The following is a 24444-nucleotide window of genomic DNA, read 5'->3' as shown; positions in this document are numbered from 1 at the left end:
TCAGGTAGTCAGATGTCACGCAAGATTCCGCCCTTTGCCGCGATCCGCGCCTTCGAGGCCGTTGTCCGGCTAGGGCGCAATGTAGAAGCCGCTCAGGAACTCAATATCACCGGTTCTGCGATTAGCCATCAGATAAGATCTCTGGAGGCATTTGTTGGCACGACCTTGCTGGAACGCGGAACCAACCAGGCGGCTGAACTGACGGCAGAAGGCAAGGCCTTGTACGAACCGATACGTCAGGCGCTGGACACGCTTGATGCGGCTTTTGCGAAATACACGGACAAAAAAAGCGACCAGTCTGTTTCGGTCCATATGTACCAGTCACTGGCGAATATGTGGTTGATCCCAAAGCTGCCGAACCTGCGCGAAGCTGCCCCCAACGTGAAGATCAATATCATCACGATGCCCGAGGAAATCACACTGAGTGGCAGCGATATCGACATGGCCATTGTTTATGCAGACAAACCGCCGCAGGAGGCCCGTTGTATCAAACTGTTTGACGAGGTGATACAACCAGTTTGTTCGCCTGATTACCTGTCGGCGCGAGGATCAGTTCCATCGCCCGAAGAGTTGCTGTCCGAACCGTTGATCCGAAGCCGGCATCATGTAAACGAATGGGGCCTCTGGTTTTCCGCAGCGGGTCTGACTGAAACTGCGTGGAAACCGATTGCCGAAATGGACAATCGCTCGAATGCGTTGCAGGCCGCACAAAGCGGGTTGGGTTGGGCCATGGATCGCCGACCTTTTGGCGAAGAAGGTCGGCGCAAAGGAAATCTGGTCGCGCCACTGGAATTGAACCTGCCAACAGGCAACGCGTACTATCTTCTGACCTCATACCGAGCCGATGGTGCACGCGTCGTAACGCAGTTCCGCAATTGGCTATTGCGTATTTGTGCCAGGGAATTTCAGCTTAGCTAACTGTCCTATTCTGGACATCCCGCAGTGCTTGTGCAGCATGGGCAGGCCAGTGCGGCTGTTATGCATGGAAAGCCAACTTTGCAAAGTTTGGCCCGCTTCCCGACAGCAGCCATTCGTTTAGCGTGCGGCGAAAGCCGGGCGAGAGCCCAAAGCGATCACTGAATATTTACGAAATCCGGACGACTGTGGGATAGGATGCCGCGAGAAGCGCGGCAATTTCGCACAGCTTTCAGCAGTCAATATTTGGTGCCGACAGATGGCTATGGTCTTTGGCGCTGATTGGCGTCTTATCGGCTCAAGACTTTGAAAACGTCCTGTTTGTCCAGAAATCAAGCAACATTTTCGCTATCTTGGTCTGGTGATGGGCATAGACCACCACGTCGAGCTTTTCCTGACCCAATTGATTGCGTAGGGAGATCAGCTCGCCGCTTTCAATTTCCTTGTGCACCATGCTGAACGGCAACCAACCAACACCGAGACCGTTCAGGATCATTTCCTTTGCTCCACTTGAAAAGGCCGTCTGGCAAACGGGGTTTTTGCTGAAATCGGCGGTTCCGAACGGGAGTTTGCTTTTGTTCAATGCTTCGCCGAAATAGCTGTTTTCGGGATAGACGATCGCTGGCGTATCCAAAGGCACGTCGCCGTTTCCGCGCACTGCATACCGCAATCCGCCACCGATGACCGGAACGAGGTAGTCGTGACCCCAAGTGCCGCGACGTATGCCTGCTCCGAACGGCATTGGGGCGACGTTTCGCGCCTCATAGCATAGCAGCATGTTGGTATCGCCGCGCAGGAACAGAGTGACGCAATCGTTCAGATTGGCAGTCCTGAGGCGAAAACGGAGCCCCTTGAACGTGGCACGTGCACGCAATGCCATATCAGGGAAGGTGGAGACGACCGATGCGTGTGTCGCGGCGATCGTCACAATCGAAACGGTGGGGTCATGTTGCGCAATTTTTGTGCGCAGGTCATTTAGCCTTGCGATCAAAGAGCGGATTTCGGCCTCGTTAGAGGCCAGTGCTGGACTGATCTCGACCCGGTTCGATTTGCGATCGAGAACTTCAATCCCCAGCCACTCCTCAAAACTGCGAATACGCCTTGAGAACGCTGGTTGTGTGATGTTTCTGCGGGCCGCGGCCCGCGTCATGTTCCGCTCTTCCAGAAGGGCCAGAACATCATCAAACCACAGCATATTCATCCGCACCTCCCGAGTACCCAAACAAAATGTATGAGCAGCCTGCGTAATATGCACTGTTTTTCTTCTTTTTCTTTTGAAAGTGTTTGGCTGTAGGCAAAAGCAGGGAGAGTGTGGTGGCGGAGACAATTCAGATGACCGGCGGTGACAAGATGGTCGCGCCGGAGATGGTTTTGAGCTTGTGCAAGGAATTATCGCTGACGCTGGCGAAATTTCCCCGGGTATCGCTTGGTCATCTTCCTACGCCGTTGGAGCCGATGGATCGCCTGAGCGAGGCTTTGGGTGGTCCTCGGTTTTGGGTCAAACGGGATGATTGCACTGGCCTCTCGTCGGGTGGGAACAAGACCCGTAAGCTGGAATTTCTGATGGCTGACGCAGTCCAGAAAGGCGCAGATACAATCATCACGCAAGGGGCGACGCAATCTAATCACGCGCGTCAGACAGCAGCGGCGGCCGCAAAACTTGGCCTTGCGTGCCATATCCTGCTTGAGGATCGTACGGGTTCCAATGACCCGAACTATATTCTGAATGGAAACGTCCTGTTGGATCGATTGCATGGTGCCAGTGTCTCCAAGCGTCCCGGTGGCGCAGACATGAACGCCGAGATGGAAGCCTGCGCTGCGCAGATGAAGTCAGAAGGCAAAAACCCTTACATCATCCCGGGCGGTGGATCGAACCCGATCGGGGCATTGGGCTACGTGAACTGCGCGCGCGAGTTGTGCGAACAGGCCGCCAATGCCGGGTTGAAAATTGATGCGCTGGTACATGCGACCGGCAGCTCGGGCACACAAGCCGGATTAGTCGCCGGTCTTGCCGCCCTAGAAAGTGACATTCACCTTTTGGGCATCGGCGTGCGGGCCCCGCAAGACAAACAGGAAGGCATGGTCCATGATCTGGCCGTACGTACTGTCGAGTATATGGAGACGGGTACGCCCATTGCGCGCGAAAATGTGCGCGCAAACTGCGACTACGTCGGTGCAGGATATGGTCTTCCGACCAAAGGGATGATTGACGCGCTCAAGCTGTTGGCCCGCACCGAAGGGCTTCTGTTCGACCCGGTCTATTCCGGTAAAGGGTTGGATGGTCTCATCGACCAAACCCGCAAAGGCTATTTCGACGGCATGGACAATGTCGTCTTTCTGCACACCGGCGGAAGTGCAGCCCTGTTTGGCTATCCCGAAACTTTCGAACTTCCTGGCTACGTGGCCTGAAAATATACAAAAAAACCAACAAGGAGATATCAAATGACACTAAAAAAATACTTGATCAGCGCGGCTTTGGTTTCAGCTCTCGGCGCACCACTCGCCGCTGAAGAGGTTAAGATCGGTGTTCCCACATGGACCGGAGCACAGGCTATTGCTCATGTCTTGGGTGAGATCGTGACCACTCGCATTGGCGGCACGGTGGAGTACGTGCCTGGTAACAATGCTACGATTTTTCAAGCGATGGATCAGGGTAAGGGTGATATCGATGTTCATCCAGATGTATGGTTGCCAAACCAGGAAGCGTTCACCAAGCAATATGTTGATGGTGCCGGCACAGTGACGTTGTCATCGAACCCCTATCAGGGCAATCAGGGTTTCTGTGTCTCCAAAGACTTTGCCGCAGAGATGAATATCACCGACATCGCGGATCTTGGACGCCCCGATGTGGCGGCTGCGATGGACAGCGATGGCAATGGTAAGGGTGAAATGTGGATCGGTGCACCCGGCTGGGCCTCGGCCAATGTCAACGAGGTAAAGGTGCGCGACTATGGCCTGTTGGATTTCATCGACCCGATCCGCGCCGAGGAAGCTGTAAAGACCGCGCGCATCAAGGACAGTATAGCCAAAAACGAAGGATATGCCTTCTACTGTTATGAGCCGCATGCTGTCTGGTACATGTTCGACGTGGTGATGCTGACCGAACCGACTTATGACCCCGAAAAATACGTCATGGTGCAGCCCTCCGACGATCCTGATTGGTACAACAAGTCGATGGTTGCCAGCAAGGACGCCCTGAAGGAAGTGCAGATCGCCTGGTCCAACTCGCTTGCAGATCGCTCGCCGGCGATTGCGGAGTTCTTCGCGAACTTCTCCCTGACCGCCGATGACGTGAGCTCGCTGGCCTTCGAGATCAGTGCCAATGGGCGGGATGCTGAGGAAGTTGCGGCCGAATGGGTTAACGCCAATTCCGAGCGCGTAGATTCGATGCTGGGTCTCTGAGCCAGGCCAAAAAACAACGGGCAGCACCTAGCGGTGCCGCCCCACTTGAAGGCACGCACGGGTGGGCGGATGAGCGACGAGACTGTAATCGAAATTTCCAACATCTGGAAAATCTTCGGGGCAAAACCCGAGGCCGCTCTTGAAGCCATTCGTGCGCGGGGGCTGACCAAGGCTGAAGTCCTTGCTGAATTCAACGCGGTGGTGGGCGTGGCCGATGTCAGCCTCGACGTCAAACGCGGTGAGATCTTCTGTATCATGGGCCTATCAGGGAGCGGCAAATCCACACTCGTGCGCCATTTCAATCGCCTGCTCGAACCAACGGCCGGCAAGATCGAGATCGAAGGCACGGACGTCATGGCACTCGGCACAAAGGAACTTCAGGCTTTCCGCAACCGAAAAATCGGGATGGTCTTCCAGAACTTTGCGCTGATGCCCCACCGTTCAGTCCTTGATAACGTAGCAATGCCCCTGGAAATCCGCCAGGTCGCCAAGAACGAGCGCATGCGGCAGGCGGCCGCCATTCTCGACATTGTCGAATTGGGGGCTTGGGGGTCGAAATTCGCTCACGAACTCTCTGGCGGCATGCAGCAACGTGTGGGGCTTGCCCGGGCGCTCGCGGCCAACCCTGATGTTCTATTGATGGATGAGCCCTTCTCCGCACTTGATCCCCTGATCCGGCGACAATTGCAGGATGAGTTCATCCGGCTGTCCAAAATCCTCAAAAAGACCACGATCTTCATCACTCATGATCTGGATGAGGCCGTCCGTATAGGAGACCGGATTGCGATCATGCGTGATGGCAAAATGGTGCAGATCGGCTCGGCTGAGGACATTGTCATGCATCCCGCTGATGACTACGTTGCTGATTTCGTGGCCGGGATATCGCGCCTGAAGGTGGTGCATGCTCATGCGGCGATGCAACCCTTGGACAGCTACCTCGCCACGCACGGCCCGCTGCCCGCTGACATCGACCGGGTGGACCACAATGAGACGCTTTCCGCTTTAATTACGCGAGCCATCGACGATGAACGGCCGGTTCTGGTGTCCGAAGGCGGCGAAGACAGAGGTGTCATCACTCGCGCAGATCTGTTGCGCACCGTGATTGAAGGGACGGAAATGTCATGAGCGAAGATCTTGGTGTGAACCCCCTTGAAGACACAGAAAGCGAAGCCGCGCAGGCCTACGCCGAGGAACGCCGCGAGAATATCCGCACCTTTGTGCGCACAAGTCCCGACTACTACATCCGCAACTTCGACAAGATCGGTTCGTCCGCGCGCTTTACGGCAACCTTCAATGTGATGGCCGGGCTTTTTGGTCCGATCTGGTTCGGCGCACGCGGACTTTGGTCATGGGCATTGGCCTTTCTTGTCGTCGAGGCAATCGGCTTTGTGCAGATAGCGCGGGGCCTATTCGGAGATCTGGGAGCGGATGCGCTGGCCCGTGTGACCTCGATCGAAGGTACGCTCGATTTGCGCTACCAGCAGCTTGCTGCAGCTCAAGAAAGCGGCTCGGATCGAGCCGCCGCCATCCAGCGCCAGATCGAAGGGCTGGAGGCCAACATTGAAGGTTTCCGCGCCGAGGCAGAGCTGCTCGCCGCGCAAGGTCCGTCGATTGCACTCACCGGGGTTATCATCTTGCTTGTGGCTAAGCTCATACAGGCTGTGGCCGCCAACTGGGCACTGGAGGCCCGGTTTTCTGACTGGCTCTCAGATCGCGCCATTCGCTCTGGCATGCCGGTCAGTCAGATTGTTTTCAGCGCGGGTTTCATGATCTTGTTGGTCGCGACCGCAATGATCCACTACAGTTTCCCCGGCCGTTTTTCATTTCTCAGCGAGTTTCCGACGGACAACTCAATCCGCCTGGCCAGTATTGACAGCGTAGAGGGTTTTATCGCCTGGTGCGTCGCCAACAGTGTGGCGTTCTTTGAAGGGCTCACCGCGGCCATTCGCTGGTTGCTGGATGCCATGGAGGTTGCACTGGTTCAAACGCCTTGGATTGTGGTGGCCTCGCTGATCGTTCTGTTGACCTGGCTCACGGCTGGGTTGCGCATGGCTATATGGTCTGGTGCCTTTCTGGCCTACATGGGCCTTCTCGGCTTCTGGGAAAAAGCTATGACCACTTTGGCGCTTCTCGGCACTGCAGCGCTGCTTTCCATCGTGATTGGCATTCCTTTGGGCATGTTCTCTGCTCGCCGACCGCGGTTCTATGCTGTCATCCAGCCGATTATGGATTTCATGCAGACCATGCCTGCCTTTGTCTTCATGGTGCCTGTGATTGCTTTTTTTGGTGTTGGCAAGCCAGCGGCAGTGATTGTCACTATGATCTTCGGCGGGACACCTGTGGTACGCCTTACCGTTTTGGGTCTGCGCGGTGTTCCTGAAAGCGTGCGTGAAGCCGCGATCAGTTTTGGCGCCAACAAGTGGTACCTTCTCACCAAGGTCGATCTGCCGCTCGCCAGCCCCTCCATTCGCGCGGGCATCAACCAGACAATCATGCTGTCGCTGGCCATGGTCGTGGTGGCCTCGCTTATTGGCGCGAAAGGGCTGGGCGAAGACGTCCTCGAGGCGCTGCAATACGCCAATGTGGGCCAGGGTATCCTCGCAGGTTTTGCCATTCTCTTCTGTGCGATGATCCTTGATCGGATCGTTCAAGGTCAGCGAAAGTGATCCCCCTTGTCCTTGTTCATGGTTTCATGGGGGGCAGCGCACAATGGGATGGGTGTCGTGATGCCCTGCAGCAGTATACTGATGTGATTGCAGTCGACCTGCCTGGGTTCGGCGCAAATGCCTATCTGCCGCCAATTGACAGTATTGGCGGATATGCGGATTGGGTCGTCCGGCATCTCCGCGGCCTTGGAGTAGAGGAATATCATCTGCTGGGTCACTCCATGGGCGGTATGATCGCTCAGGAAATTGCCTTGCGCGAGGCTGAAAGGATTGACCGTCTTGTGCTTTACGCAACGGGCGCGGTCGGTGTTTTGCCGGGGCGGTTCGAGACCATTGAACACAGTAAAAAACGCGCTGCGGAAGACGGCCCGGCGGCCACCGCACGTAGGATCGCAGCGACTTGGTTTCTGGATTGCGAAGCTGCGCCAGGATATGAACACTGCGCCGGGATCGCCGCTCAAGCCAAACTGGCCGCCATAAATGCTGGGCTTGAAGCGATGCAATCCTGGTCAGGAGAGCAGAACCTTAGCCGGATCCGGCAGGAAACTCTTGTGCTTTGGGGCGATCAAGATCGGACATATCCGTGGAGCCAAATTCAAATGCTTTGGGAAACAATTCCCAATACATTGTTAGCAGTTGTGCCAGGTTGCGCTCACGCTCTACATGCCGAGAGACCTGATTTTTTCACACGTTTAATCTCCGACTTTTTGGACCGCTGAGCAATCCCAACAACTTGGACTTTTGCAGGGCGGCAGCCAAGATCAGCTTTGTCCGCAGTGTTCGTTTTCATCACCTTGAGGAACGTGGTCTGCAATCGACCAAAAGCTGCCGAATGCATCCGCAGCACCTAAGCTGAGCGGCAATGTCGGCTCGGGGCTCTGACCGCCAGTCGGTGCCAGCCGCAGAGAATGGCGGCGCCGAGCCCAGATTTACCTATACTGCGCTCAGCGGATAGGTCTGCTAGTATGGATGTGCTTATGCAAAAACTCGGTAGAATTAGTTGACACAATCATCCAACAGACGCGTACCAGATCCGAATGTGAAACTTGTATGCAAGCCTCGCGTATACAGATCCTCCATTGGTTTGGACTTCTGGTACGACCATAAATGCCGCGCGATTGTTACCAATGATCCGACAACGTCCATTAAATTCGTTCGTGCTAACCGAGGCATGGACAGTGTCATGTTCGTGTACCTCGAAATAGATGGAATGAGCGTTCAGATCGCACAAAAAAATGGTGAACCCTACCCACCTAGTGTCTATCGAGGTCCAAAGCATTCAACAACTTGGGTCATAGGATCGCTCGGTGTACCGCTCTATCGACATCAATTGACTCAGGGTTACAGGTCGTTGGGGGAAGCCGATTTCGATGCTTCCAACGGATATGAGCCCATTGCAATTGAATCCGGGTTTTCTTCAAAGAAACAACAAGATGTAGCGGTGTGTTTCATTAATGAAGCGCTCCAACGGTATAGTGGCGAGTGGATCGGAGCGTGTCGCGGTGAAGAACAACAAGCAGAGGTATATTTTCGGCCAGAGTTGGAAGAACAACTGGCGAATGGGGAATTACTATACCCTAGGTGACCTCTCCAAAAACAGACATCGAGCATTGCAGATGAATGGCGGCTTTGTCCCGCATAGCACCAGTTCCCCCAACTGCCGATATTGCTCTTGCAGCGAAAGTCCGGTCTGAGGAGCCGCACCGAAGCAACAACGGACGCTTGTCGAGGTCCAGTTGGCAGCGATCCACACCCAGCTCCGGGGACACCCGTCCCGGCACCGCGGTCAATCGGTGACTGAATGGCCATCGCGGCGCGGGAAGGCGACCATTTCGACGTCGGGGAACATGCTGTGTTTGACGTTGATCGACGTGATGTTGCCGCGGTCGTCGGTGTTGACGAAGAGCACCCCGCAGCGGTCCCAGAAGTTCTTGCCGTCTTTTTCGCCGGATTTGGCGTTCAGTTTCAGAGTTTGAGTAGCCATTTTTCGATCCCCGCTTTGAGTGTTTCGATGAACATGATCAAAGCTGGCACCAAGGGGCTGTCAGCGAGAAACTTGCCTCGCAAGGAATGCCCTGGCGCACGGGAACTTTCTTGTTGAAGCGGGGCTTGCCTCGCGTCTGACACGGCTGCCTGCCTATGTTCAGCAATCGGAAACACGGCGTTGAGGATCTGGGTTCGGCACTAACAAACTGAACGGTCTCGTCATCCTGCGTCACAAGAACTGAGAACAAAAAAACCGCTGCGCCTTAACGGCTGTCACTCCTTCACTGCGGAACTTCAGTCGAATATGTTGTCAAAATCAGATGTGGAGCCCTTACTGCGTGTTCTGACCAATAGTTCCAGGTCGAGGGCTGCCAGCAGCGCCAGGATCGTGCCCAACAACGGCGGCGGCGAATGGATGATCGTGCACGGCTCAAGGCCAAACTGAGATCGAAGAGTTCGAAGCGTCGAAATTTTTCATGTGCCTTTTCAAAGAAGGTGCGCGACGTTCCCGACGATGAAATAGGAAACCAGGAATCAGGTCATCAAAAAATGACGCTCGACGAAAAGTGGAGCCCTTGGCCTTCACCCACCATGGATTTTCCAATTCAGGAGATCGAGAGTACAGATCGAGCATGAAGCGCCACACAAAAGGTGGGCTGAAAACAAGGCGATCCCTACAAATTATTGAAATACACTATTAATAATGTATTTGGTGCGGGCGGTGGGACTCGAACCCACACGGCACAAGGCCTTCGGATTTTAAGTCCGATATGTCTACCATTCCATCACGCCCGCATCGGCCTGTGGCTGAACAAGCTCTACTCAGTCACGGAAAGATGCTCAACGTGATATCGTGATGATCACCAAGATTTTTTTCGACCGTTTCAGATATCCTGCCCCTTTGGCGCCAGCGGCCCGCCCGGGGCGGCCAGTCCGCGCTCGGGCAGCCAGGGGTTCAGCTCCAGCGCCCTGGCCATGTCCCGCCGCGCCTCGTCGAACCGTTGCAGGCCCATCAGTGTCAGCGCGCGCCCGCTGATCGCCGCGATATGGCGCGGCGACAGTTCGATGGCACGGTCCAGATCGACAAGCGCCGCCGGGAAATCCTGCCGCAGAAAGTTGACAAAGGCGCGCTGATTGTACCCTTCGGCATAGTCCGGGCAATAATCGATCAACCGGTCGAAATCCTCGCGTGCGCCCAGCAGATCCCATGCCTCGCGCTTCGACATGCCGCGATCCAGAATCGCCTGCGACTGCTCGTTCGGCGCATCCGCCCAGAACTCCCACATCTGGTTCGAGATGGTCCGCGCCTCGGTCTCGTTCGGCGCATTCTGTATCTCGGCGATCAACCGCCCCAACCCCTCGGAATGGTCGGGCGCGTCAGGACAGGTTTCTGCCAGCACGGCGCTGGCGGCAAAGGCGGGCGCAACAAGCACGGAAAGAATGCGTTTCATGACCCAATGCTGACGCAACTCACGTCCGCGTCAACTCACATTTTCGAGCGAGCCCAGCAAACCCGCCTCTTTCACCGCTTCCATCGCCACGAAGGTCGAGGTGCTGGACACATGCGGCAACGAGGAAATCTTCTCGGCCATCACTGCGCGATATTCCGACATCGACCGTGTGCGCACCTTGAGCAGATAGTCGAAATTGCTTGCAATCATATGGGCTTGCTCGACCTCTCCGATCTTGCGAACCGCCGCGTTGAACTCGGCCAGCGCCTTTTCGCGTGTATCCGTCAGGCGCACCTCGACAAAGGCCACGTGATCCAGCCCCAGCCGGATCGGATCGATCAGCGCGCGATAGCCGGTGATGATCCCGTCCGCTTCCAGTTTCTTCAGCCGCGCCTGCGTCGGCGATTTCGAAAGGCCGATCCGCCGCGCCAGATCGGCAACCGAGATTCGCCCGTCCCCGGCCAGTGCCTTGAGAATGGCACGGTCGAAGCGGTCCAGGTCAGGCAAGTCGTTTTGCATCGTATTGCGTCCAAAAATCAGGTCATTGAACCAATATTAGCAACTCTTCGGGCGATTGTCCCGTATATCTCGCGGTATACTACGCAAAACGCCCGGAGAAACCATGAAACACGACCTGCGCTTGCTGATCGACAGCCAGACCTATGCCGATCAATCCGACATTCTGGCCGCCCTGACCAAACAGGCGGCCCTGACCCCCGCCGACCGCACCGCCATCTGTGGCTCTGCCGCTCAGCTGGTGCGCGACATCCGCTCCAGCACAGCGCCGGGGTTGATGGAGGTGTTTCTGGCCGAATACGGCCTGTCGACCGACGAAGGCATCGCCCTGATGTGCCTGGCCGAGGCGCTGCTGCGCGTGCCCGATGCCGACACTATCGACGCGCTGATCGAAGACAAGATCGCGCCGTCGGACTGGGGCAAGCATCTGGGCCATTCCTCGTCGTCGCTGGTCAACGCCTCAACCTGGGCGCTGATGCTGACCGGAAAGGTGCTGGATGAACGCAAGGCCGCCCCGGTCAGTGCCCTGCGCGGCGCGATCAAGCGTTTGGGCGAGCCGGTGATCCGCACCGCCGTGGGTCGCGCGATGAAGGAAATGGGTCGTCAGTTCGTGCTGGGCGAGACCATCCAGTCCGCCATGAAACGCGCCAGCGGGATGGAATCCAAGGGTTACACCTATTCCTACGACATGCTGGGCGAGGCCGCGCGCACCGAAAAGGATGCCGCCCGTTATCACCTGTCCTATTCGCGCGCCATTGCCGCCATTGCCGAGGCCTGCACCCACAAGGACATCCGCGAAAACCCCGGCATCTCGGTCAAGCTCTCGGCCCTGCATCCCCGCTATGAGGTGGCGCAGGAAAAACGCGTCATGGACGAGCTGGTACCCCGCCTGCGTGCGCTGGCGCTGCTGGCCAAGGCCGCCGGAATGGGCCTGAACGTGGACGCCGAAGAGGCCGACCGCCTGTCGCTGTCGCTGCAGGTGATCGAAGAGGTCATGGCCGAACCGGCGCTTGCGGGCTGGGACGGCTTCGGCATCGTGGTGCAGGCCTACGGCCCCCGCGCCGGGCTGGTTCTGGACACGCTCTACGAGATGGCCGAACGCCACGACCGCAAGCTGATGGTGCGACTGGTCAAGGGCGCCTATTGGGATACCGAGATCAAGCGCGCGCAGGTTGCCGGCATCGACGGCTTCCCCGTCTTCACCCAAAAGGCGGCAACCGACATCTCCTACATCGCCAATGCCCGCAAGTTGCTGGGCATGACCGACCGCATCTATCCACAGTTCGCCACCCACAACGCACACACCGTTTCGGCAATCCTGCACATGGCGCAGGACGGACAGCCATTCGAATTCCAGCGTCTGCACGGCATGGGCGAAACCCTGCACAGCCTGGTGAAAGACCGCCAGAACACCCGCTGCCGCATCTATGCGCCCGTCGGCGCGCATCGCGACCTCCTGGCCTATCTGGTGCGCCGTCTGCTGGAAAACGGCGCCAACAGCTCGTTCGTCAACCAGATCGTCGACGAAAACGTTCCCCCCGAAGAGGTCGCCGCCGATCCCTTTGACACCGTTCAGAAACCCGCAAAGAACCTGCCCAAAGGCCCCGAGCTGTTTGCCCCCGAGCGGGTCAACTCCAAGGGCTTCGACCTGCATCATGTACCCACTCTCGACCAGATCGAAAAGGCCCGCGCCCCGTGGCTGACGCACCAGTGGAATGCCGCTCCCCTGCTGGCGGACGCCGCTGCGCCCGAAGCCTCCAAGGACGTCACAAACCCCAATGACGGCGGCGTCATCGGCACCGTTTCCATGTGCAGCCCCGAAGATATCGAACTGGCGCTGGCCTCGGCCAACACGTGGGAGGCCACGCCAGACGAACGCGGCGCGATCCTGAACAGGGCCGCTGACCTGTACGAGGCGCATTTCGGCGAAATCTTTGCCATCCTCGCCCGCGAGGCCGGAAAATCCATCCCCGACGCCGTGGCCGAACTGCGCGAGGCAGTGGATTTCCTGCGCTACTACGGCGCCAACGCACCGACGGCCAAACCCGCCGGGATCTTCACCTGCATCAGCCCGTGGAACTTCCCGCTGGCCATCTTTACCGGACAGGTCGCGGCGGCGCTTGCCGCGGGCAACGCCGTGCTGGCCAAACCCGCTGACCAGACCCCGCTCATCGCCCACCGCGCGGTGCAACTGATGCACGAGGCGGGCGTGCCCCGTGCCACGCTGCAACTGATGCCTGGCCGTGGCAGCACCGTCGGCGCGGCGATCACCTCGGACCCGCGGGTGAACGGTGTGGCCTTCACCGGCTCGACCGCCACCGCCCTGCGCATCCGCAAGGCGATGGCCGAAAACCTGACCCCCGGCACACCGCTGATCGCCGAAACCGGCGGCCTCAACGCCATGATCGTCGACAGCACCGCCCTGCCCGAACAGGCGGTACAGGCTGTGATCGAAAGCGCCTTCCAGTCTGCGGGCCAGCGCTGTTCCGCCCTGCGCTGCCTCTATCTGCAAGAAGACATCGCAGATGACGTGCTGACCATGCTTCAGGGCGCGATGGACGCGCTCAAGGTCGGCAACCCCTGGAACCTTTCCACAGATTGCGGCCCCGTCATCGACGAAGGCGCGCGTCAGGGCATCGCCGATCACGTGGCCAAGGCCCGCACCGAAGGCCGCGTCCTGAAAGAGCTGGCCACACCACCCCAGGGCACCTTCATCGCCCCCACGATGATCGAGATCCCCGGCATTGCCGCGCTGGAAGAGGAAATCTTTGGCCCGGTCCTGCACGTGGCCCGGTTCAAATCGCATGAAATCGACAATGTCATCGCCGATATCAACGCCACCGGCTATGGCCTGACCTTCGGTCTGCAAACCCGCATCGACGACCGCGTGCAGCACGTGACCGAAGCGGTGCATGCGGGCAACATCTATGTCAACCGCAACCAGATCGGCGCCATCGTTGGCAGCCAGCCCTTCGGCGGCGAGGGGCTCTCGGGCACCGGCCCCAAGGCGGGCGGCCCGAACTATCTGGCCCGCTTCTGCGCCCCCGACCGTCGCAATGGCGGCGCGGCGTGGGCTACCGTCATGGCGGATCTGCCCAGGCCAACCGGCACACCGGCGGCGGTAAAGACCCATACGCTGCCCGGCCCGACCGGCGAGTCGAACCGGCTCAGTGAAATCCCGCGCGAACCGCTCCTGTGCCTCGGCCCCGACGCCGACACGGTGCGCCAGCAAGCCGAAAGTGTCTTTGCCCAGGGCGGCACCGCGATCTGCGCCACCGGCGCGCTCGACCTGCACAAGCTCGAACATATCCAGGGCATCTCGGGCGTCCTGTGGTGGGGCGACGATGAGACCGGGCGCGAGATAGAGCGTCACCTGGCCCGACGCGCCGGCCCGATCCTGCCGCTCATCCCCGGCAAGCCCGACCGCGCCCGCGTGGTGGGTGAACGCCACGTCTGCGTCGACACCACCGCCGCGGGCGGCAACGCGGCACTCCTGGGAGGTGCGGCATAACCTGACTTGACGCTGGGCCACGAAAGGCCCAGCGTCCCCCCATGATACCGATACGCGACCACAACCCGTCAGGGCGCACGCCTTATGTCGTCTACGCCCTGATCGCCGCCAATGTCCTGATTTTCCTCAGCTATGTGAGCATCATGGACAATGACCGGCTGCTCACCCGCTTTTTCTTCGACTATGCCGTCATTCCGGCGCGGGTGGCCGACGGCTATGGCCTGCAAACGCTGGTCACCTCGATGTTCCTGCATGGTGGCTGGATGCATCTGGCGGGCAACATGCTGTTCCTCTGGATCTTCGGCGACAACCTCGAAGACGAGATGGGCCATGTGCCGTTCCTGATTTTCTACCTCGCCAGCGGCATTGCGGCAGGGCTGGCGCATGTGGTCTCGGCGCCGGGCTCGCTGGTGCCCACCGTCGGCGCATCGGGGGCCATCGCCGGTGTCATGGGCGGCTACCTGCTGCTGTTTCCCCGGGCGCGCGTCGATATCCTGCTGATCCTGATCGTCTATGTCCGCATCATCACGATCCCGGCCTTCATCATGCTGGGCGTGTGGCTGGGCATGCAGTTCCTTGGCAGCCTCGCCTCCGACCCCGATCACGGAGGCGTCGCCTATTGGGCGCATTCGGGCGGCTTCGTGATCGGGCTGGTCTTCTGCATCCCGCTCTGGCTCAGGCGCGGCGGACGCCACTATTGGCAGCGCACGCACGGTCAGCCGCCCCACCCCGAACACGCTTACAAACTGTCCCGATCCCGCATTCCAAAGGTGCCCCGCCGATGACCCGCCTGAAAGCCACCTGCCATTGCGGCGCTGTCGAGATCGAGGCCGAGTTCCCGCAGGGCCTCGCTTCGGCTACCCGCTGCGACTGCTCCTTCTGCATCCGCCGGGGCGCTGCCGCCGTCACCGCCATCGCCGCTTCGCTCAAGGTTCTGAAAGGCGCCGACAACCTGACGCTCTACACCTGGGGCACGCATACGGCCAAACACCATTTCTGCAAGACCTGCGGCATCTATGTCTATCACCAGCGACGCGCAAACCCCGCCGAATGCGGCGTCAACCTGGGCTGTATCGAGGGCGGCAATCCCCGCACCCACGGCCCGATCCCGTGGACCGACGGCGTCAACCACCCGTCAGACCGCTAGGTCGCCCCCGCCGCTTCATCTTTTCGAAAATACTCCCGCCTGAGGCACCGATGCCCAGCATCGGTTTTTGCGGATCAGCCCCGGATCACCTTGGCGAAATGGTCGAAAATCGGCTCGTTGGCACAGATCACCTCACCATCCGACAAGATGCTGCCCTTGGGGTCAAGCGGCTCGCACAGCCCGCCCGCCTCTTTCACGATGATGATACCCGCTGCCAGATCCCAGGCGTTCAGACGACGTTCCCAGAAACCCTCGTACCGGCCCGCCGCCACATAGGCCATGTCCAGCGCCGCCGCACCCCAGCGCCGCACCCCGGCGCAAGCCGGCATCAGCCGCGCCAGATCCTGCAGCGTTGCCGGCAGATCGGACCGCCCGCCAAACGGCAGACCGGTGGCAAAGATCGATTCGATCATCCGCTGCCGACCCGAAACGCGAATGCGCATGTCGTTCATCCACGCGCCCTCGCCCTTTTCGGCAAAGAACATCTCGTCCTTGGCGGCATCATAGATCACGCCCGACACGATCTTGCCCTTGTGCTCCAGCGCGATCGAGATCGCCCAGTGCGGCAGCCCGTGCAGAAAATTGGTGGTCCCGTCCAGCGGATCGACGATCCAGCGCCGGGTCGGATCTTCGCCCGCGATCCCGCCACCTTCCTCGGCCAGCCAGCCATAGGTCGGGCGCGCGCCCATCAGTTCCTCTTGCAGGATCTTCTCGGCGGCGATATCGGCCTTCGAAACGAAATCCCCCGCCCCTTTCATCGACACCTGCAGGTTCTCGACCTCACGAAAATCCTTGACCAGAGAACGGCCCGCCTTGCGCGCGGCCTTGATCATGATGTTGAGATTCGCACTGCCATTCATTGTCGTGGGGCTCCTGTCCGGTCAAACCGCGCGTATACTGGGGCAAGGCGGGCTTGCCAAGGGGCATGATGCGCATAGCTGCCCCCCGGTTTGCGCCCTATTGCGCCTGCAGTTTGCGCGCCTCGCTGCGCGCCAGTTTCACCAGTTCCTGAACGAACGGTTTTTCCAGGTCCTCCGAGCGCACCGCCGCATAAAGCCGCCGGGTTATACCATCGCTGGTAAGGGGCCGCGTGACATAGTCCGAGTTGTATTTCACCTCGCGAACGACCCAGTCCGGCAGCACCGAAATGCCCCGGTTCGACGCCACCAGCAACAGGATCACCGCCGTCAGCTCCACCTGCCGGATCGCCGCCGGCTCCACCCGCGCCGGGATCAGCAACTGGCTGAACACATCCAGCCTCGTGCGCTCCACCGGATAGGTGATCAGGGTCTGCCCCCGGAAATCCTCGGCCTCGATGAACGGTTTTTCGGCCAGCGGATGGGACGACGCCGCCACGAACACCGGATCATAGTCGAACAGTTCCACAAACTCGACCCCCGGCAGGTCCTCAGGATCCGAGGACACCACCAGATCGACCTCCTCCTTCTGCAGCGCGGGCAGCGCGTCAAAGGCCAGACCGGGCCGGATGTCCACATCCACATCCGGCCATGTCTTGCGAAACGCCTCCAGCACCGGGAACAGCCATTCGAAACAGGCGTGACATTCGATGGCGATATGCATCCGTCCCGTACGCCCGTCGCGCAGCGACGAAAACTCGGCCTGCATCGCCTCGACCTGCGGCAGGATCTGCTCGGCCAGCCGCAACAGGCGCAGCCCCGCCGCCGACAGTTTCATCGGCTTGGACCGCCGCAGAAACAGCTCGACCCCCGCCTGATCCTCCAACCCCTTGATCTGATGGCTCAAAGCCGACTGCGTGATGTTCAGTTGATCCGCCGCACGGGCCAGCCCGCCGCACTCATGAATGGCCTTGATGGTGCGGAGATGGCGAAATTCGATGTGCATTCTACAAAGTGACTCATGTTGTTCTTGAGTAATATGAGTTTGTCTCACAAAGCGTACCATGCAACAAGGGATCAAATTCTTAGCGATGAGAAAACTGATGACCGCGCCAAAAGTCTCCTTTGAGTTCTTTCCGCCCAAAACCCTCGAGGCTTCTTTCCGCCTTTGGGATACCGTGCACACACTCGCTCCGCTCGACCCGCGATTCGTCTCGGTCACCTACGGTGCCTGCGGCACCACCCGCGAGCTGACCCGCGATGCGGTGTCCACGCTGCACAAGACCTCGGGGCTGAACGTGGCGGCTCATCTGACCTGCGTGCGCGCGACCAAAGAGGAAACTTTGGCCATCGCCGACAGCTTTGCCGAGGTCGGCGTGACCGACATCGTCGCCCTGCGCGGCGACCCACCGGCGGGCGAGGGCCGGTTCGAACCCCATCCCGGCGGTTTTGCCCATTCAGTCGAACTGATCGAGGCGCTGGCAGATACCGGCAAGTTCACCATCCGTGTTGGTGCCTATCCCGACAAGCACCCCGAAGCCGACAGCCATGACGCCAATGTCGACTGGCTCAAGGCCAAGCTGGATGCCGGCGCCGACGAGGCGCTGACCCAGTTCTTCTTCGAGGCGGAGACATTTTTCCGCTTCCGCGACGCCTGCGCCAAGGCGGGCATCGACAAGCAGATCACGCCGGGCATCCTGCCCATCGAGAACTGGAAAGGCGCGCGCAATTTCGCCCGCCGCTGCGGCGCCAACATCCCGGCCTGGGTCGAGGATGCCTTTGAAAAGGCGATGCGCGACAACCGCGAAGACCTGCTGGCGACAGTATTGTGCACCGAGCTGTGCACCGACCTGATCGAGGGCGGCGTCGACAAGCTGCATTTCTATACGCTGAACCGCCCCGAATTGACCCGCGATGTGTGCCACGCACTTGGCGTCACACCAAAGGTTGAACTGCAGAACGTGGCGTAAACCTTGCCCGCAAAAACCTGACTGCTAGCGTTCCCCGGACACCCCGAGGGAACGCAGACGCATGTATTACGCCAAAGACTTCAACGAACTTCTGGGGCCAGCGGATATGGCCACCATGTCCGGGCTGGAATTCCTTCAGGGCATGCTCGAGGGCAAGCTGCCCGCGCCCCCCATCGCCAGAACGCTGGGATACGAACTCTACGCTGCCGAGGAAGGCCGCGTCGCCTTTCGCGGAACGCCCACGATGGAGGTCTGCAATCCGCTCGGCTCGGTTCACGGCGGCTGGTACGGCACCTTGCTCGACAGTGCCATGGCCTGCGCCGTTCAGTCCTGCGTTCCCCGTGGTGCGGCCTATACGACGCTCGAATACAAGATCAACATCCTGCGCGGCATTCCTCTGGGCACCGAAATCGAATGCGTCGGCGTGACCGATCACGTCGGCCGCTCGACCGGCGTGGCGCATGGCGAAATCCGCGGCATCGAGGATGGGCGGCTTTACGCAACCGGCTCGACCACCTGTATCGTTTTGAACCTGCCGCGCGGCTGAACGGCACCTATTGCGCCGGGTGTGAGTGTGCCTCGGGCACATGTGCCCAGTTCGGCAGGGTCTCGGGCCGGACGCTTTCATGCAACCGCTCCGACCGGTCGGCACCCACGGTACGGTGGCTGCGCAAAAGGAATATCTTGCCCCAGCCGCGCCATGTCCCGGCAGACGGCGCAGTGGGATCGGTCGGGAACCGCCGGCGCCATCCCTCGGGCAGCGGCAACCCATGCTCTTCGGCCCGATCCAGCATCCAGACCAGCGAGATATTTGCCAGCGGCCGCGCCGCCTCGTACCCGCCAAGCTGGCCGCCGACATCCCCATGGGTGCCCCGGAACCAGACCTGTTCCACATGCCCTTCGAAATCCGCCGATGTGTCCCACAAAACGGGCATGAAAACCTCGCGCGTTTCATCCAGCGCCAGCGCGTGATAACCGTGGCGCACGCTGGAGCCCAACTGGTGGTTGTGGAACGCATGCCGCTCCTCAGCCCAGCGCCACAGCAGCGGCAAACGCATGCCCAGCGCCTTGACCGTATCCCAGACGCCAATCATCTCGATGGTGATCTCTTCGTGACAGAACCGGTGCCGGAATTCAGCCGCATGGGTGCCGAACACGTTGCATTCATAGTGGCGATAGGCCTGCTTGATGTTTCTTTCGGTCGCATGCTCGGCCCTGAGCAGCCCGATCATCTGAATGACCCCCGCAAGGCTGCGCACCCCATAGGCGCCGCGCGAATAGCCGATCAGATAGATCTTGTCGCCGGGTTTGTACCGCGATGCGAGATAGCCATAGGCGCGCCGGATCTGCCGGTTGATGCCCCGTCCCATCATCACGTCCGGTGTGGTCTTCCAGCTTTTCCACTGAACACCGGACTCATAGAACACCGATACCCGCCCACCCATCTCGCAGCACAGCCGATAGGCCTGGCCCGCATGGGTTTCGTGCCCCGGCTCCAGCGTCGACATGGTGCCGTCCAGAATGATCACATGCGCCTGCGGTTCGCGATGCCGCGTCTCCTTGGAATGCTCCGACCGCAGCGGCCGCCCAAGCCATCCCAGAATTTTCCTACTTAGCCGCGACAGAACCATGTGTCAGCAAATCCCAAACCTTGTGCGGCGTGAACGGCATATCGGCCTGTCTCACCCCGCAGTCCCAGAGCGCATCCTGAACCGCGTTTGCGACCGCGGCCAGCGCCCCCACCGTTCCGGCCTCGCCACAGCCCTTCATCCCCATCGGGTTGGCCGTCGACGGAACCGGAACCGAGGTAAACTGAATCATGGGTACGTCAACGGCCCGTGGCAAGGCATAGTCCATGAACGTTGCCGTGAGCAGTTGCCCGTCCGCATCATGCACCACATGCTCGCACAGCGCCTGTCCGATCCCCTGCGCCACCCCGCCATGCACCTGCCCCTCGGCCAGCATCGGGTTGATCAGGTTGCCAAAATCATCGACGACCGTATAGCGGTCTACGGTCACGAAGCCGGTGAAGGAATCGATCACAACCTCGGCAACATGCGCCCCGTTGGGATAGCTGCGCCCCGGCAGTTTCGCCCGCGCCGCATGGCTCAGCAGGTCTTTGCGACCATCCTCGCGCGCCATCGCCGCAGCCTCCAGCAGTGTCGGGGTCAGATTCGACCCGGCGGCACGGAAGGTTTCGTGATCAAAGCTCACCTCATCCTCCTTCACCCCCATCTTATCCGCCAGATAGGGCATGAATGCGGCAACCATCTGATCAACCGTGACAAGCGTTGCATGGCTCTGCGTGGTGACTGAACGCGACCCGCCGGTGCCGCCTCCCTGCCCGATCCGGTCACTGTCGCCCTGCACCACCCTGATCCGGTCCATCGGGATGCCGGTCTGATCCGACAAAAAGCTGGCAAAGGCCGTCTCGTGCCCCTGCCCGTTCGATTGCGTGCCGACAAAAAGGCTCACCGTACCATCCGAATTGAACTCAACCTTCGCCCCTTCCGAAGGATCGCCCAGAATACTTTCGATATAGTAACACAGGCCCTGCCCCCGCAGCAGGCCACGTTCAAGATCCGCCGCCTTTCGCGCCTCGAACCCCTGAACCTGATCCTGCGCTCGGCCCAGAACCATGTCGAACGCGCCCACATCATAGGTCTCCCCCGTCGCGGTCCTGTACGGAAACGCCTCGGGCCGGATGAAGTTTTTCCGCCGCAACTCCCAGGGATCGATGCCAAGCTCGCGTGCGGCGCGGTCGATGACACGTTCCAGAACGTAGATCGCCTCGGGCCGCCCCGCCCCGCGATAGGCATCGACCTGCGTGGTGTTGGTGTAAAAGCCCTGGACCTGCAGCCACACGTTCTGGACGTCGTAGACCCCCATCATCACCCGGCTGAACAGATTGGTCTGGATCGCCTGTGCAAAATGGCTGTTATAGGCCCCCAGATTGCACCGCGTTCGTACGCGATAGGCAGTGATCCTGTAATCCGCGTCAAAGGCCAGCTCCGCCAGCGATGTCAGGTCGCGCCCGTGATTGTCGCTCAGCATCGCTTCGGTCCGCTCCGACATCCAGAACACCGGTCGCCCCGTCAACCGGGCCGCCGCCGCCACCACGAAATACTCGGGATAAGGCATCGCCTTCATTCCGAACCCACCGCCGACATCCGGGATGGTGACATGCACCGCCTCGCTTTCCAGTCCCAGCTTCTCGGCCAGTTGCGCCTTCATCCCCCAGACGCCCTGCCCGCCAAAGGCAAAATGCAGCCGCCCGTCCCGCCAATCGGCATGACAGCCACGCGGTTCCAGCGAATTCACGATCACCCGGTTGTCGTGAACGCTCAGCGCAACCTTGTGCGCCGCATCCCGAAACGCGGCCTCGGTCCCCGCTTCGTCGCCCGTACCCCAATCAAACGCCCGGTTGTCGGGGGCTTCGGCATGGATCACCTCGCCGCCCGGCGCCACATCCATCTTGGCGGGCAGATCCTCGGTCTCCATCCAGATCGCCTCGACCGCATCGCGCGCCTGCTCCGGTGTTTCGGCAAACACGACGGCAACCGGTTCACCCACGAACCGGACCCGATCCGCCGCCAGCATATGCCGCTCGGGCGCGGCCCCCTTGCTCCCGTCGCGGTTGGTCAGAACGGTTGCACTCATCGCCGTGTTCACGCCCGCCGCCTTCAGGTCCCGCAGCGCCATGACCAGATGAACCCCCTCCATCCCGCGCGCGGCGTCCAGATCCAGCGCCGTGATGACCGCATGGGCCACGGAACTTCGGAAAAAGGCGGCGTAAAGCGCATGCTCGGGAACGGAATCCTCCAGATACGCGCCGCCGCCGGTCAGAAACCGGATATCCTCGATCCGTGCGACCGGCTGGCTTTTTCCGAATTTCTCCATGATGCGCCCCTTCCAAACAGTTCAGATCGCGACCCTAGCTCGTGCTGCGCGCATGTCCAGTGCACCAATTGTGCGCCTGCGGCGCGCTTGTTTGGATTTTTCATTAAGCAACCCGGACACAGCCAGCCTGAGGCATGCACATCCAGAAAATGCAGGCCGAAGCGCCCTTGCCGCCAGCCGTCCGAACGTAGGAGGGACATCCCCGCCAGCACGCAAAGGCCGCTTCTTCCTGGTGCGGCCATCGGCTTTCCAGCCTGTACCGCCCGCCCAGGCTGCGGCGATTCTAGTTAACAAACCGTTGCGGCTTCTTTCTGGACATGAATACCCAAATCCCGCCCGTGCCGCCCGCACCGCGCCCCGAAGGCAAAGAAAACGCCTTTGCCGCCTTTTCCTTCGCGCCTTCATTGGGTAATTGGACCCTCGATTGACGAAGGGATCACCACCATGGCGATGGAAAAGACGTTCAACGCGGCCGAAGCCGAGGCCCGCATCTACAAGGCCTGGGAACAGGCGGGCGCCTTCAAGGCGGGCGCGAACAGATCGCGCGACGAAAGCTTTACCATCATGATCCCGCCACCCAACGTCACCGGTGCGCTGCACGTGGGTCATGCCTTCAACAACACGCTGCAGGATATCCTGATCCGCTGGCACCGGATGCGCGGCTTCGACACGCTCTGGCAGCCCGGTCAGGACCACGCGGGCATCGCCACCCAGATGCAGGTGGAAAAGATGCTCGCGGCGCAGGGCAACGAAGGTCGGCGCGAGTTGGGACGCGAGAAATTCCTTGAAAAAGTCTGGGAGTGGAAGGGCGAATACGGCGGCACGATCATTGAACAACTCAAGCGTCTGGGCAGCAGCTGCGACTGGTCGCGCAACGCCTTTACCATGGCGGGCGCGCCGGGTGACCCGCGCACCGGGCACGAAAATTCACCCAACTTCCATGATGCCGTTATCAAGGTCTTCGTCGACATGTACGATAAGGGCCTGATCTATCGCGGCAAGCGTCTGGTCAACTGGGACCCGCATTTCGAGACCGCGATCTCGGACCTCGAGGTCGAGAATATCGAGGTCGCCGGCCACATGTGGCACTTCAAATACCCGCTGGCAGGCGGCGCGACCTACACTTACGTGGAAAAGGACGAGGACGGCAACGTCATCCTCGAAGAGGAACGCGACTACATCTCCATCGCCACCACCCGCCCCGAGACCATGCTGGGCGACGGCGCGGTCGCGGTGCACCCCTCGGATGAACGCTATGCGCCCATCGTCGGCCAGCTGTGCGAGATTCCGGTTGGCCCGAAAGAGCACCGCCGCCAGATCCCGATCATCACCGACGACTACCCCGATCCGACCTTCGGCTCGGGCGCGGTCAAGATCACCGGCGCGCATGACTTCAACGACTACGCGGTCGCCAAGCGCGGCAACATCCCCTGCTATCGCCTGATGGATACGCGCGGCGCGATGCGGGCCGATGGTGCGCCTTACGCCGAGGAGGCGGGCAAGGCGCAGGAATACGCGCGCGGGCGCGAATTCACCGAAAACGAGATCGACGCCATCAACCTCGTCCCCGATCACCTGCGCGGCCTCGACCGGTTCGAGGCGCGCGCAAAAGTGGTCGAAGAGATAACCGCAGAAGGTCTGGCCGTCATGACCCGTGCGGATGATCCGCGGCTTGGGCAAAGCCGGGTTGAAGCCCAGCCCACGGAAGACGAAGACGATAGGCCGGGCTTCAGCCCGGCACTCGTCCCGCTGGTCGAAAGCAAACCGATCATGCAGCCCTTTGGCGACCGGTCCAAGGTGGTCATTGAACCGATGTTCACCGACCAGTGGTTCGTGGACGCCGCCAAGGTCGTCGGCCCCGCGCTGGACGCCGTGAAGGACGGCACCGTCAAGATCATCCCGGAAAGCGGTGAAAAGACCTATTACCACTGGCTGGAAAACATCGAACCGTGGTGCATCTCGCGCCAGCTGTGGTGGGGGCACCAGATACCGGTTTGGTATGGGCCGAAGGACTTACCAACCGATGACCAAGACAACACAATTCAAGGCAACTTTGAATTCTTCTGTGCTGCAAGCGAAGCTGAAGCTGTAGAGAAAGCAAAGGCACATTACGGCAGTGATTG

At 60.1% G+C, this 24444-nt stretch carries 22 protein-coding genes and 1 tRNA gene; 14 read left to right on the top strand and 9 right to left on the bottom strand.

The features are described 5' to 3' along the window. Nucleotides 1-12: 12 nt before the first annotated feature. Nucleotides 13-918, top strand: coding sequence for a LysR substrate-binding domain-containing protein (locus AC2FNB_RS13060; RefSeq protein WP_496746956.1), 906 nt, complete (start codon nt 13-15; stop codon nt 916-918). A 295-nt stretch (nt 919-1213) separates the two neighbouring features. Here the strand turns inward: AC2FNB_RS13060 and AC2FNB_RS13055 are convergent, their stop codons facing one another. After that, the gene (locus AC2FNB_RS13055; protein WP_496746954.1) at nt 1214-2242 is read right to left on the bottom strand and encodes a LysR family transcriptional regulator; all 1029 of its coding nucleotides are present in this window, start codon (nt 2240-2242) and stop codon (nt 1214-1216) included. 68 nt (nt 2243-2310) lie between these two features. Here AC2FNB_RS13055 and cuyA point away from each other — a divergent pair, with 68 nt between their 5' ends. From cuyA to AC2FNB_RS13025, 6 genes are all read left to right on the top strand, one after another. Beyond that, nucleotides 2311-3324 (top strand): D-cysteate sulfo-lyase, encoded by a 1014-nt coding sequence (gene cuyA / locus AC2FNB_RS13050; protein ID WP_480749337.1) that lies wholly within the window; start codon nt 2311-2313, stop codon nt 3322-3324. Nucleotides 3325-3357: 33 nt separating this feature from the next. Beyond that, nucleotides 3358-4317: an ABC transporter substrate-binding protein gene (locus AC2FNB_RS13045; RefSeq protein ID WP_480749229.1), complete on the top strand. Its 960-nt coding sequence runs from the start codon at nt 3358-3360 to the stop codon at nt 4315-4317. A gap of 69 nt (nt 4318-4386) precedes the next feature. Beyond that, nucleotides 4387-5442: a quaternary amine ABC transporter ATP-binding protein gene (locus AC2FNB_RS13040; RefSeq protein WP_170506780.1), complete on the top strand. Its 1056-nt coding sequence runs from the start codon at nt 4387-4389 to the stop codon at nt 5440-5442. Next, the gene (locus AC2FNB_RS13035; RefSeq protein WP_480749228.1) at nt 5439-6983 is read left to right on the top strand and encodes an ABC transporter permease subunit; all 1545 of its coding nucleotides are present in this window, start codon (nt 5439-5441) and stop codon (nt 6981-6983) included. Before AC2FNB_RS13040 ends, AC2FNB_RS13035 begins: the two co-directional genes overlap by 4 nt. Beyond that, nucleotides 6980-7702 (top strand): alpha/beta fold hydrolase, encoded by a 723-nt coding sequence (locus AC2FNB_RS13030; protein WP_480749227.1) that lies wholly within the window; start codon nt 6980-6982, stop codon nt 7700-7702. Before AC2FNB_RS13035 ends, AC2FNB_RS13030 begins: the two co-directional genes overlap by 4 nt. 464 nt (nt 7703-8166) lie before the next feature. Continuing rightward, nucleotides 8167-8568, top strand: coding sequence for a hypothetical protein (locus AC2FNB_RS13025; protein WP_480749239.1), 402 nt, complete (start codon nt 8167-8169; stop codon nt 8566-8568). A gap of 201 nt (nt 8569-8769) precedes the next feature. Here AC2FNB_RS13025 and AC2FNB_RS13020 read toward each other — a convergent pair whose 3' ends face one another. Beyond that, entirely contained in the window at nt 8770-8967 is a 198-nt protein-coding gene (locus tag AC2FNB_RS13020; protein WP_496746944.1) for a hypothetical protein, read from the bottom strand. Between the two features lie 413 nt (nt 8968-9380). Between AC2FNB_RS13020 and AC2FNB_RS13015 the strand changes: the two genes are divergently transcribed. Further along, nucleotides 9381-9605 carry a hypothetical protein gene (locus AC2FNB_RS13015; protein WP_496746941.1) on the top strand — a complete coding sequence of 75 codons (225 nt, stop codon included), beginning with the start codon at nt 9381-9383 and terminating at the stop codon, nt 9603-9605. Between the two features lie 74 nt (nt 9606-9679). On the opposite strand, the gene AC2FNB_RS13010 is transcribed toward AC2FNB_RS13015, so the two are convergent. The 3 genes from AC2FNB_RS13010 to AC2FNB_RS13000 all read right to left on the bottom strand — a co-directional run bounded on the left by AC2FNB_RS13010 (nt 9680) and on the right by AC2FNB_RS13000 (nt 10939). Next, nucleotides 9680-9764, bottom strand: a tRNA-Leu gene (locus AC2FNB_RS13010). 89 nt (nt 9765-9853) lie between these two features. Beyond that, nucleotides 9854-10420 (bottom strand): tetratricopeptide repeat protein, encoded by a 567-nt coding sequence (locus AC2FNB_RS13005; RefSeq protein WP_496746937.1) that lies wholly within the window; start codon nt 10418-10420, stop codon nt 9854-9856. A gap of 30 nt (nt 10421-10450) precedes the next feature. After that, nucleotides 10451-10939 carry an Lrp/AsnC family transcriptional regulator gene (locus AC2FNB_RS13000; protein ID WP_480749223.1) on the bottom strand — a complete coding sequence of 163 codons (489 nt, stop codon included), beginning with the start codon at nt 10937-10939 and terminating at the stop codon, nt 10451-10453. Between the two features lie 103 nt (nt 10940-11042). Between AC2FNB_RS13000 and putA the strand changes: the two genes are divergently transcribed. The 3 genes from putA to AC2FNB_RS12985 are packed head-to-tail and all read left to right on the top strand — an operon-like array spanning nt 11043 to nt 15594. Continuing rightward, nucleotides 11043-14447, top strand: coding sequence for a bifunctional proline dehydrogenase/L-glutamate gamma-semialdehyde dehydrogenase PutA (gene putA / locus AC2FNB_RS12995; protein WP_496746932.1), 3405 nt, complete (start codon nt 11043-11045; stop codon nt 14445-14447). Between the two features lie 41 nt (nt 14448-14488). After that, nucleotides 14489-15232 (top strand): rhomboid family intramembrane serine protease, encoded by a 744-nt coding sequence (locus AC2FNB_RS12990; RefSeq protein ID WP_480749221.1) that lies wholly within the window; start codon nt 14489-14491, stop codon nt 15230-15232. Further along, nucleotides 15229-15594, top strand: a complete 366-nt coding sequence (locus tag AC2FNB_RS12985) for a GFA family protein (protein ID WP_496746930.1) — start codon at nt 15229-15231, stop codon at nt 15592-15594. The genes AC2FNB_RS12990 and AC2FNB_RS12985 overlap by 4 nt, the downstream gene beginning before the upstream one ends. Nucleotides 15595-15668: 74 nt before the next feature. Here AC2FNB_RS12985 and AC2FNB_RS12980 read toward each other — a convergent pair whose 3' ends face one another. Both AC2FNB_RS12980 and AC2FNB_RS12975 read right to left on the bottom strand, forming a co-directional pair. Further along, complete coding sequence (locus AC2FNB_RS12980; protein ID WP_496746927.1) at nt 15669-16454, bottom strand: inositol monophosphatase family protein; 786 nt, start codon at nt 16452-16454, stop codon at nt 15669-15671. A gap of 97 nt (nt 16455-16551) precedes the next feature. Further along, nucleotides 16552-17457, bottom strand: coding sequence for a LysR family transcriptional regulator (locus tag AC2FNB_RS12975; protein ID WP_480749218.1), 906 nt, complete (start codon nt 17455-17457; stop codon nt 16552-16554). Between the two features lie 97 nt (nt 17458-17554). Between AC2FNB_RS12975 and metF the strand changes: the two genes are divergently transcribed. After that, the gene (gene metF, locus AC2FNB_RS12970; protein WP_496746923.1) at nt 17555-18421 is read left to right on the top strand and encodes a methylenetetrahydrofolate reductase [NAD(P)H]; all 867 of its coding nucleotides are present in this window, start codon (nt 17555-17557) and stop codon (nt 18419-18421) included. A gap of 61 nt (nt 18422-18482) precedes the next feature. Next, nucleotides 18483-18968: a PaaI family thioesterase gene (locus AC2FNB_RS12965; protein ID WP_480749216.1), complete on the top strand. Its 486-nt coding sequence runs from the start codon at nt 18483-18485 to the stop codon at nt 18966-18968. A gap of 7 nt (nt 18969-18975) precedes the next feature. On the opposite strand, the gene AC2FNB_RS12960 is transcribed toward AC2FNB_RS12965, so the two are convergent. After that, entirely contained in the window at nt 18976-20052 is a 1077-nt protein-coding gene (locus tag AC2FNB_RS12960; RefSeq protein ID WP_496746920.1) for a T6SS phospholipase effector Tle1-like catalytic domain-containing protein, read from the bottom strand. After that, nucleotides 20030-22321 carry a xanthine dehydrogenase family protein molybdopterin-binding subunit gene (locus tag AC2FNB_RS12955; RefSeq protein WP_496746917.1) on the bottom strand — a complete coding sequence of 764 codons (2292 nt, stop codon included), beginning with the start codon at nt 22319-22321 and terminating at the stop codon, nt 20030-20032. The genes AC2FNB_RS12960 and AC2FNB_RS12955 overlap by 23 nt, the downstream gene beginning before the upstream one ends. Before the next feature lie 444 nt (nt 22322-22765). On the opposite strand from AC2FNB_RS12955, the gene AC2FNB_RS12950 reads away from it, so the two are divergent. Beyond that, nucleotides 22766-24444, top strand: a 1679-nt coding sequence (locus AC2FNB_RS12950; protein WP_496746914.1) for a class I tRNA ligase family protein, incomplete at its 3' end; no start/stop codon positions are given.

The sequence above is a fragment of the Ruegeria sp. BHSB058 genome (assembly GCF_059613285.1).
The sequence above is the reverse complement of the archived record's forward strand: the minus strand, read 5'-3'. Positions and strand labels throughout refer to the sequence as shown.

Coding starts and splice junctions, on each gene's coding strand:
- AC2FNB_RS13005 (WP_496746937.1), bottom strand. CDS start 10,420: ATGAAACGCATTCTTTCCGTGCTTGTTGCGCCCGCCTTTGCCGCCAGC.
- AC2FNB_RS13025 (WP_480749239.1), top strand. CDS start 8,167: ATGTTCGTGTACCTCGAAATAGATGGAATGAGCGTTCAGATCGCACAA.
- AC2FNB_RS13035 (WP_480749228.1), top strand. CDS start 5,439: ATGAGCGAAGATCTTGGTGTGAACCCCCTTGAAGACACAGAAAGCGAA.
- AC2FNB_RS12960 (WP_496746920.1), bottom strand. CDS start 20,052: ATGGTTCTGTCGCGGCTAAGTAGGAAAATTCTGGGATGGCTTGGGCGG.
- AC2FNB_RS13060 (WP_496746956.1), top strand. CDS start 13: ATGTCACGCAAGATTCCGCCCTTTGCCGCGATCCGCGCCTTCGAGGCC.
- AC2FNB_RS12955 (WP_496746917.1), bottom strand. CDS start 22,321: ATGGAGAAATTCGGAAAAAGCCAGCCGGTCGCACGGATCGAGGATATC.
- metF (WP_496746923.1), top strand. CDS start 17,555: ATGACCGCGCCAAAAGTCTCCTTTGAGTTCTTTCCGCCCAAAACCCTC.
- AC2FNB_RS13040 (WP_170506780.1), top strand. CDS start 4,387: ATGAGCGACGAGACTGTAATCGAAATTTCCAACATCTGGAAAATCTTC.
- AC2FNB_RS13045 (WP_480749229.1), top strand. CDS start 3,358: ATGACACTAAAAAAATACTTGATCAGCGCGGCTTTGGTTTCAGCTCTC.
- AC2FNB_RS12985 (WP_496746930.1), top strand. CDS start 15,229: ATGACCCGCCTGAAAGCCACCTGCCATTGCGGCGCTGTCGAGATCGAG.
- AC2FNB_RS13020 (WP_496746944.1), bottom strand. CDS start 8,967: ATGGCTACTCAAACTCTGAAACTGAACGCCAAATCCGGCGAAAAAGAC.
- AC2FNB_RS12980 (WP_496746927.1), bottom strand. CDS start 16,454: ATGAATGGCAGTGCGAATCTCAACATCATGATCAAGGCCGCGCGCAAG.
- AC2FNB_RS12975 (WP_480749218.1), bottom strand. CDS start 17,457: ATGCACATCGAATTTCGCCATCTCCGCACCATCAAGGCCATTCATGAG.
- AC2FNB_RS13000 (WP_480749223.1), bottom strand. CDS start 10,939: ATGCAAAACGACTTGCCTGACCTGGACCGCTTCGACCGTGCCATTCTC.
- AC2FNB_RS12965 (WP_480749216.1), top strand. CDS start 18,483: ATGTATTACGCCAAAGACTTCAACGAACTTCTGGGGCCAGCGGATATG.
- putA (WP_496746932.1), top strand. CDS start 11,043: ATGAAACACGACCTGCGCTTGCTGATCGACAGCCAGACCTATGCCGAT.
- AC2FNB_RS13015 (WP_496746941.1), top strand. CDS start 9,381: ATGGATGATCGTGCACGGCTCAAGGCCAAACTGAGATCGAAGAGTTCG.
- AC2FNB_RS12990 (WP_480749221.1), top strand. CDS start 14,489: ATGATACCGATACGCGACCACAACCCGTCAGGGCGCACGCCTTATGTC.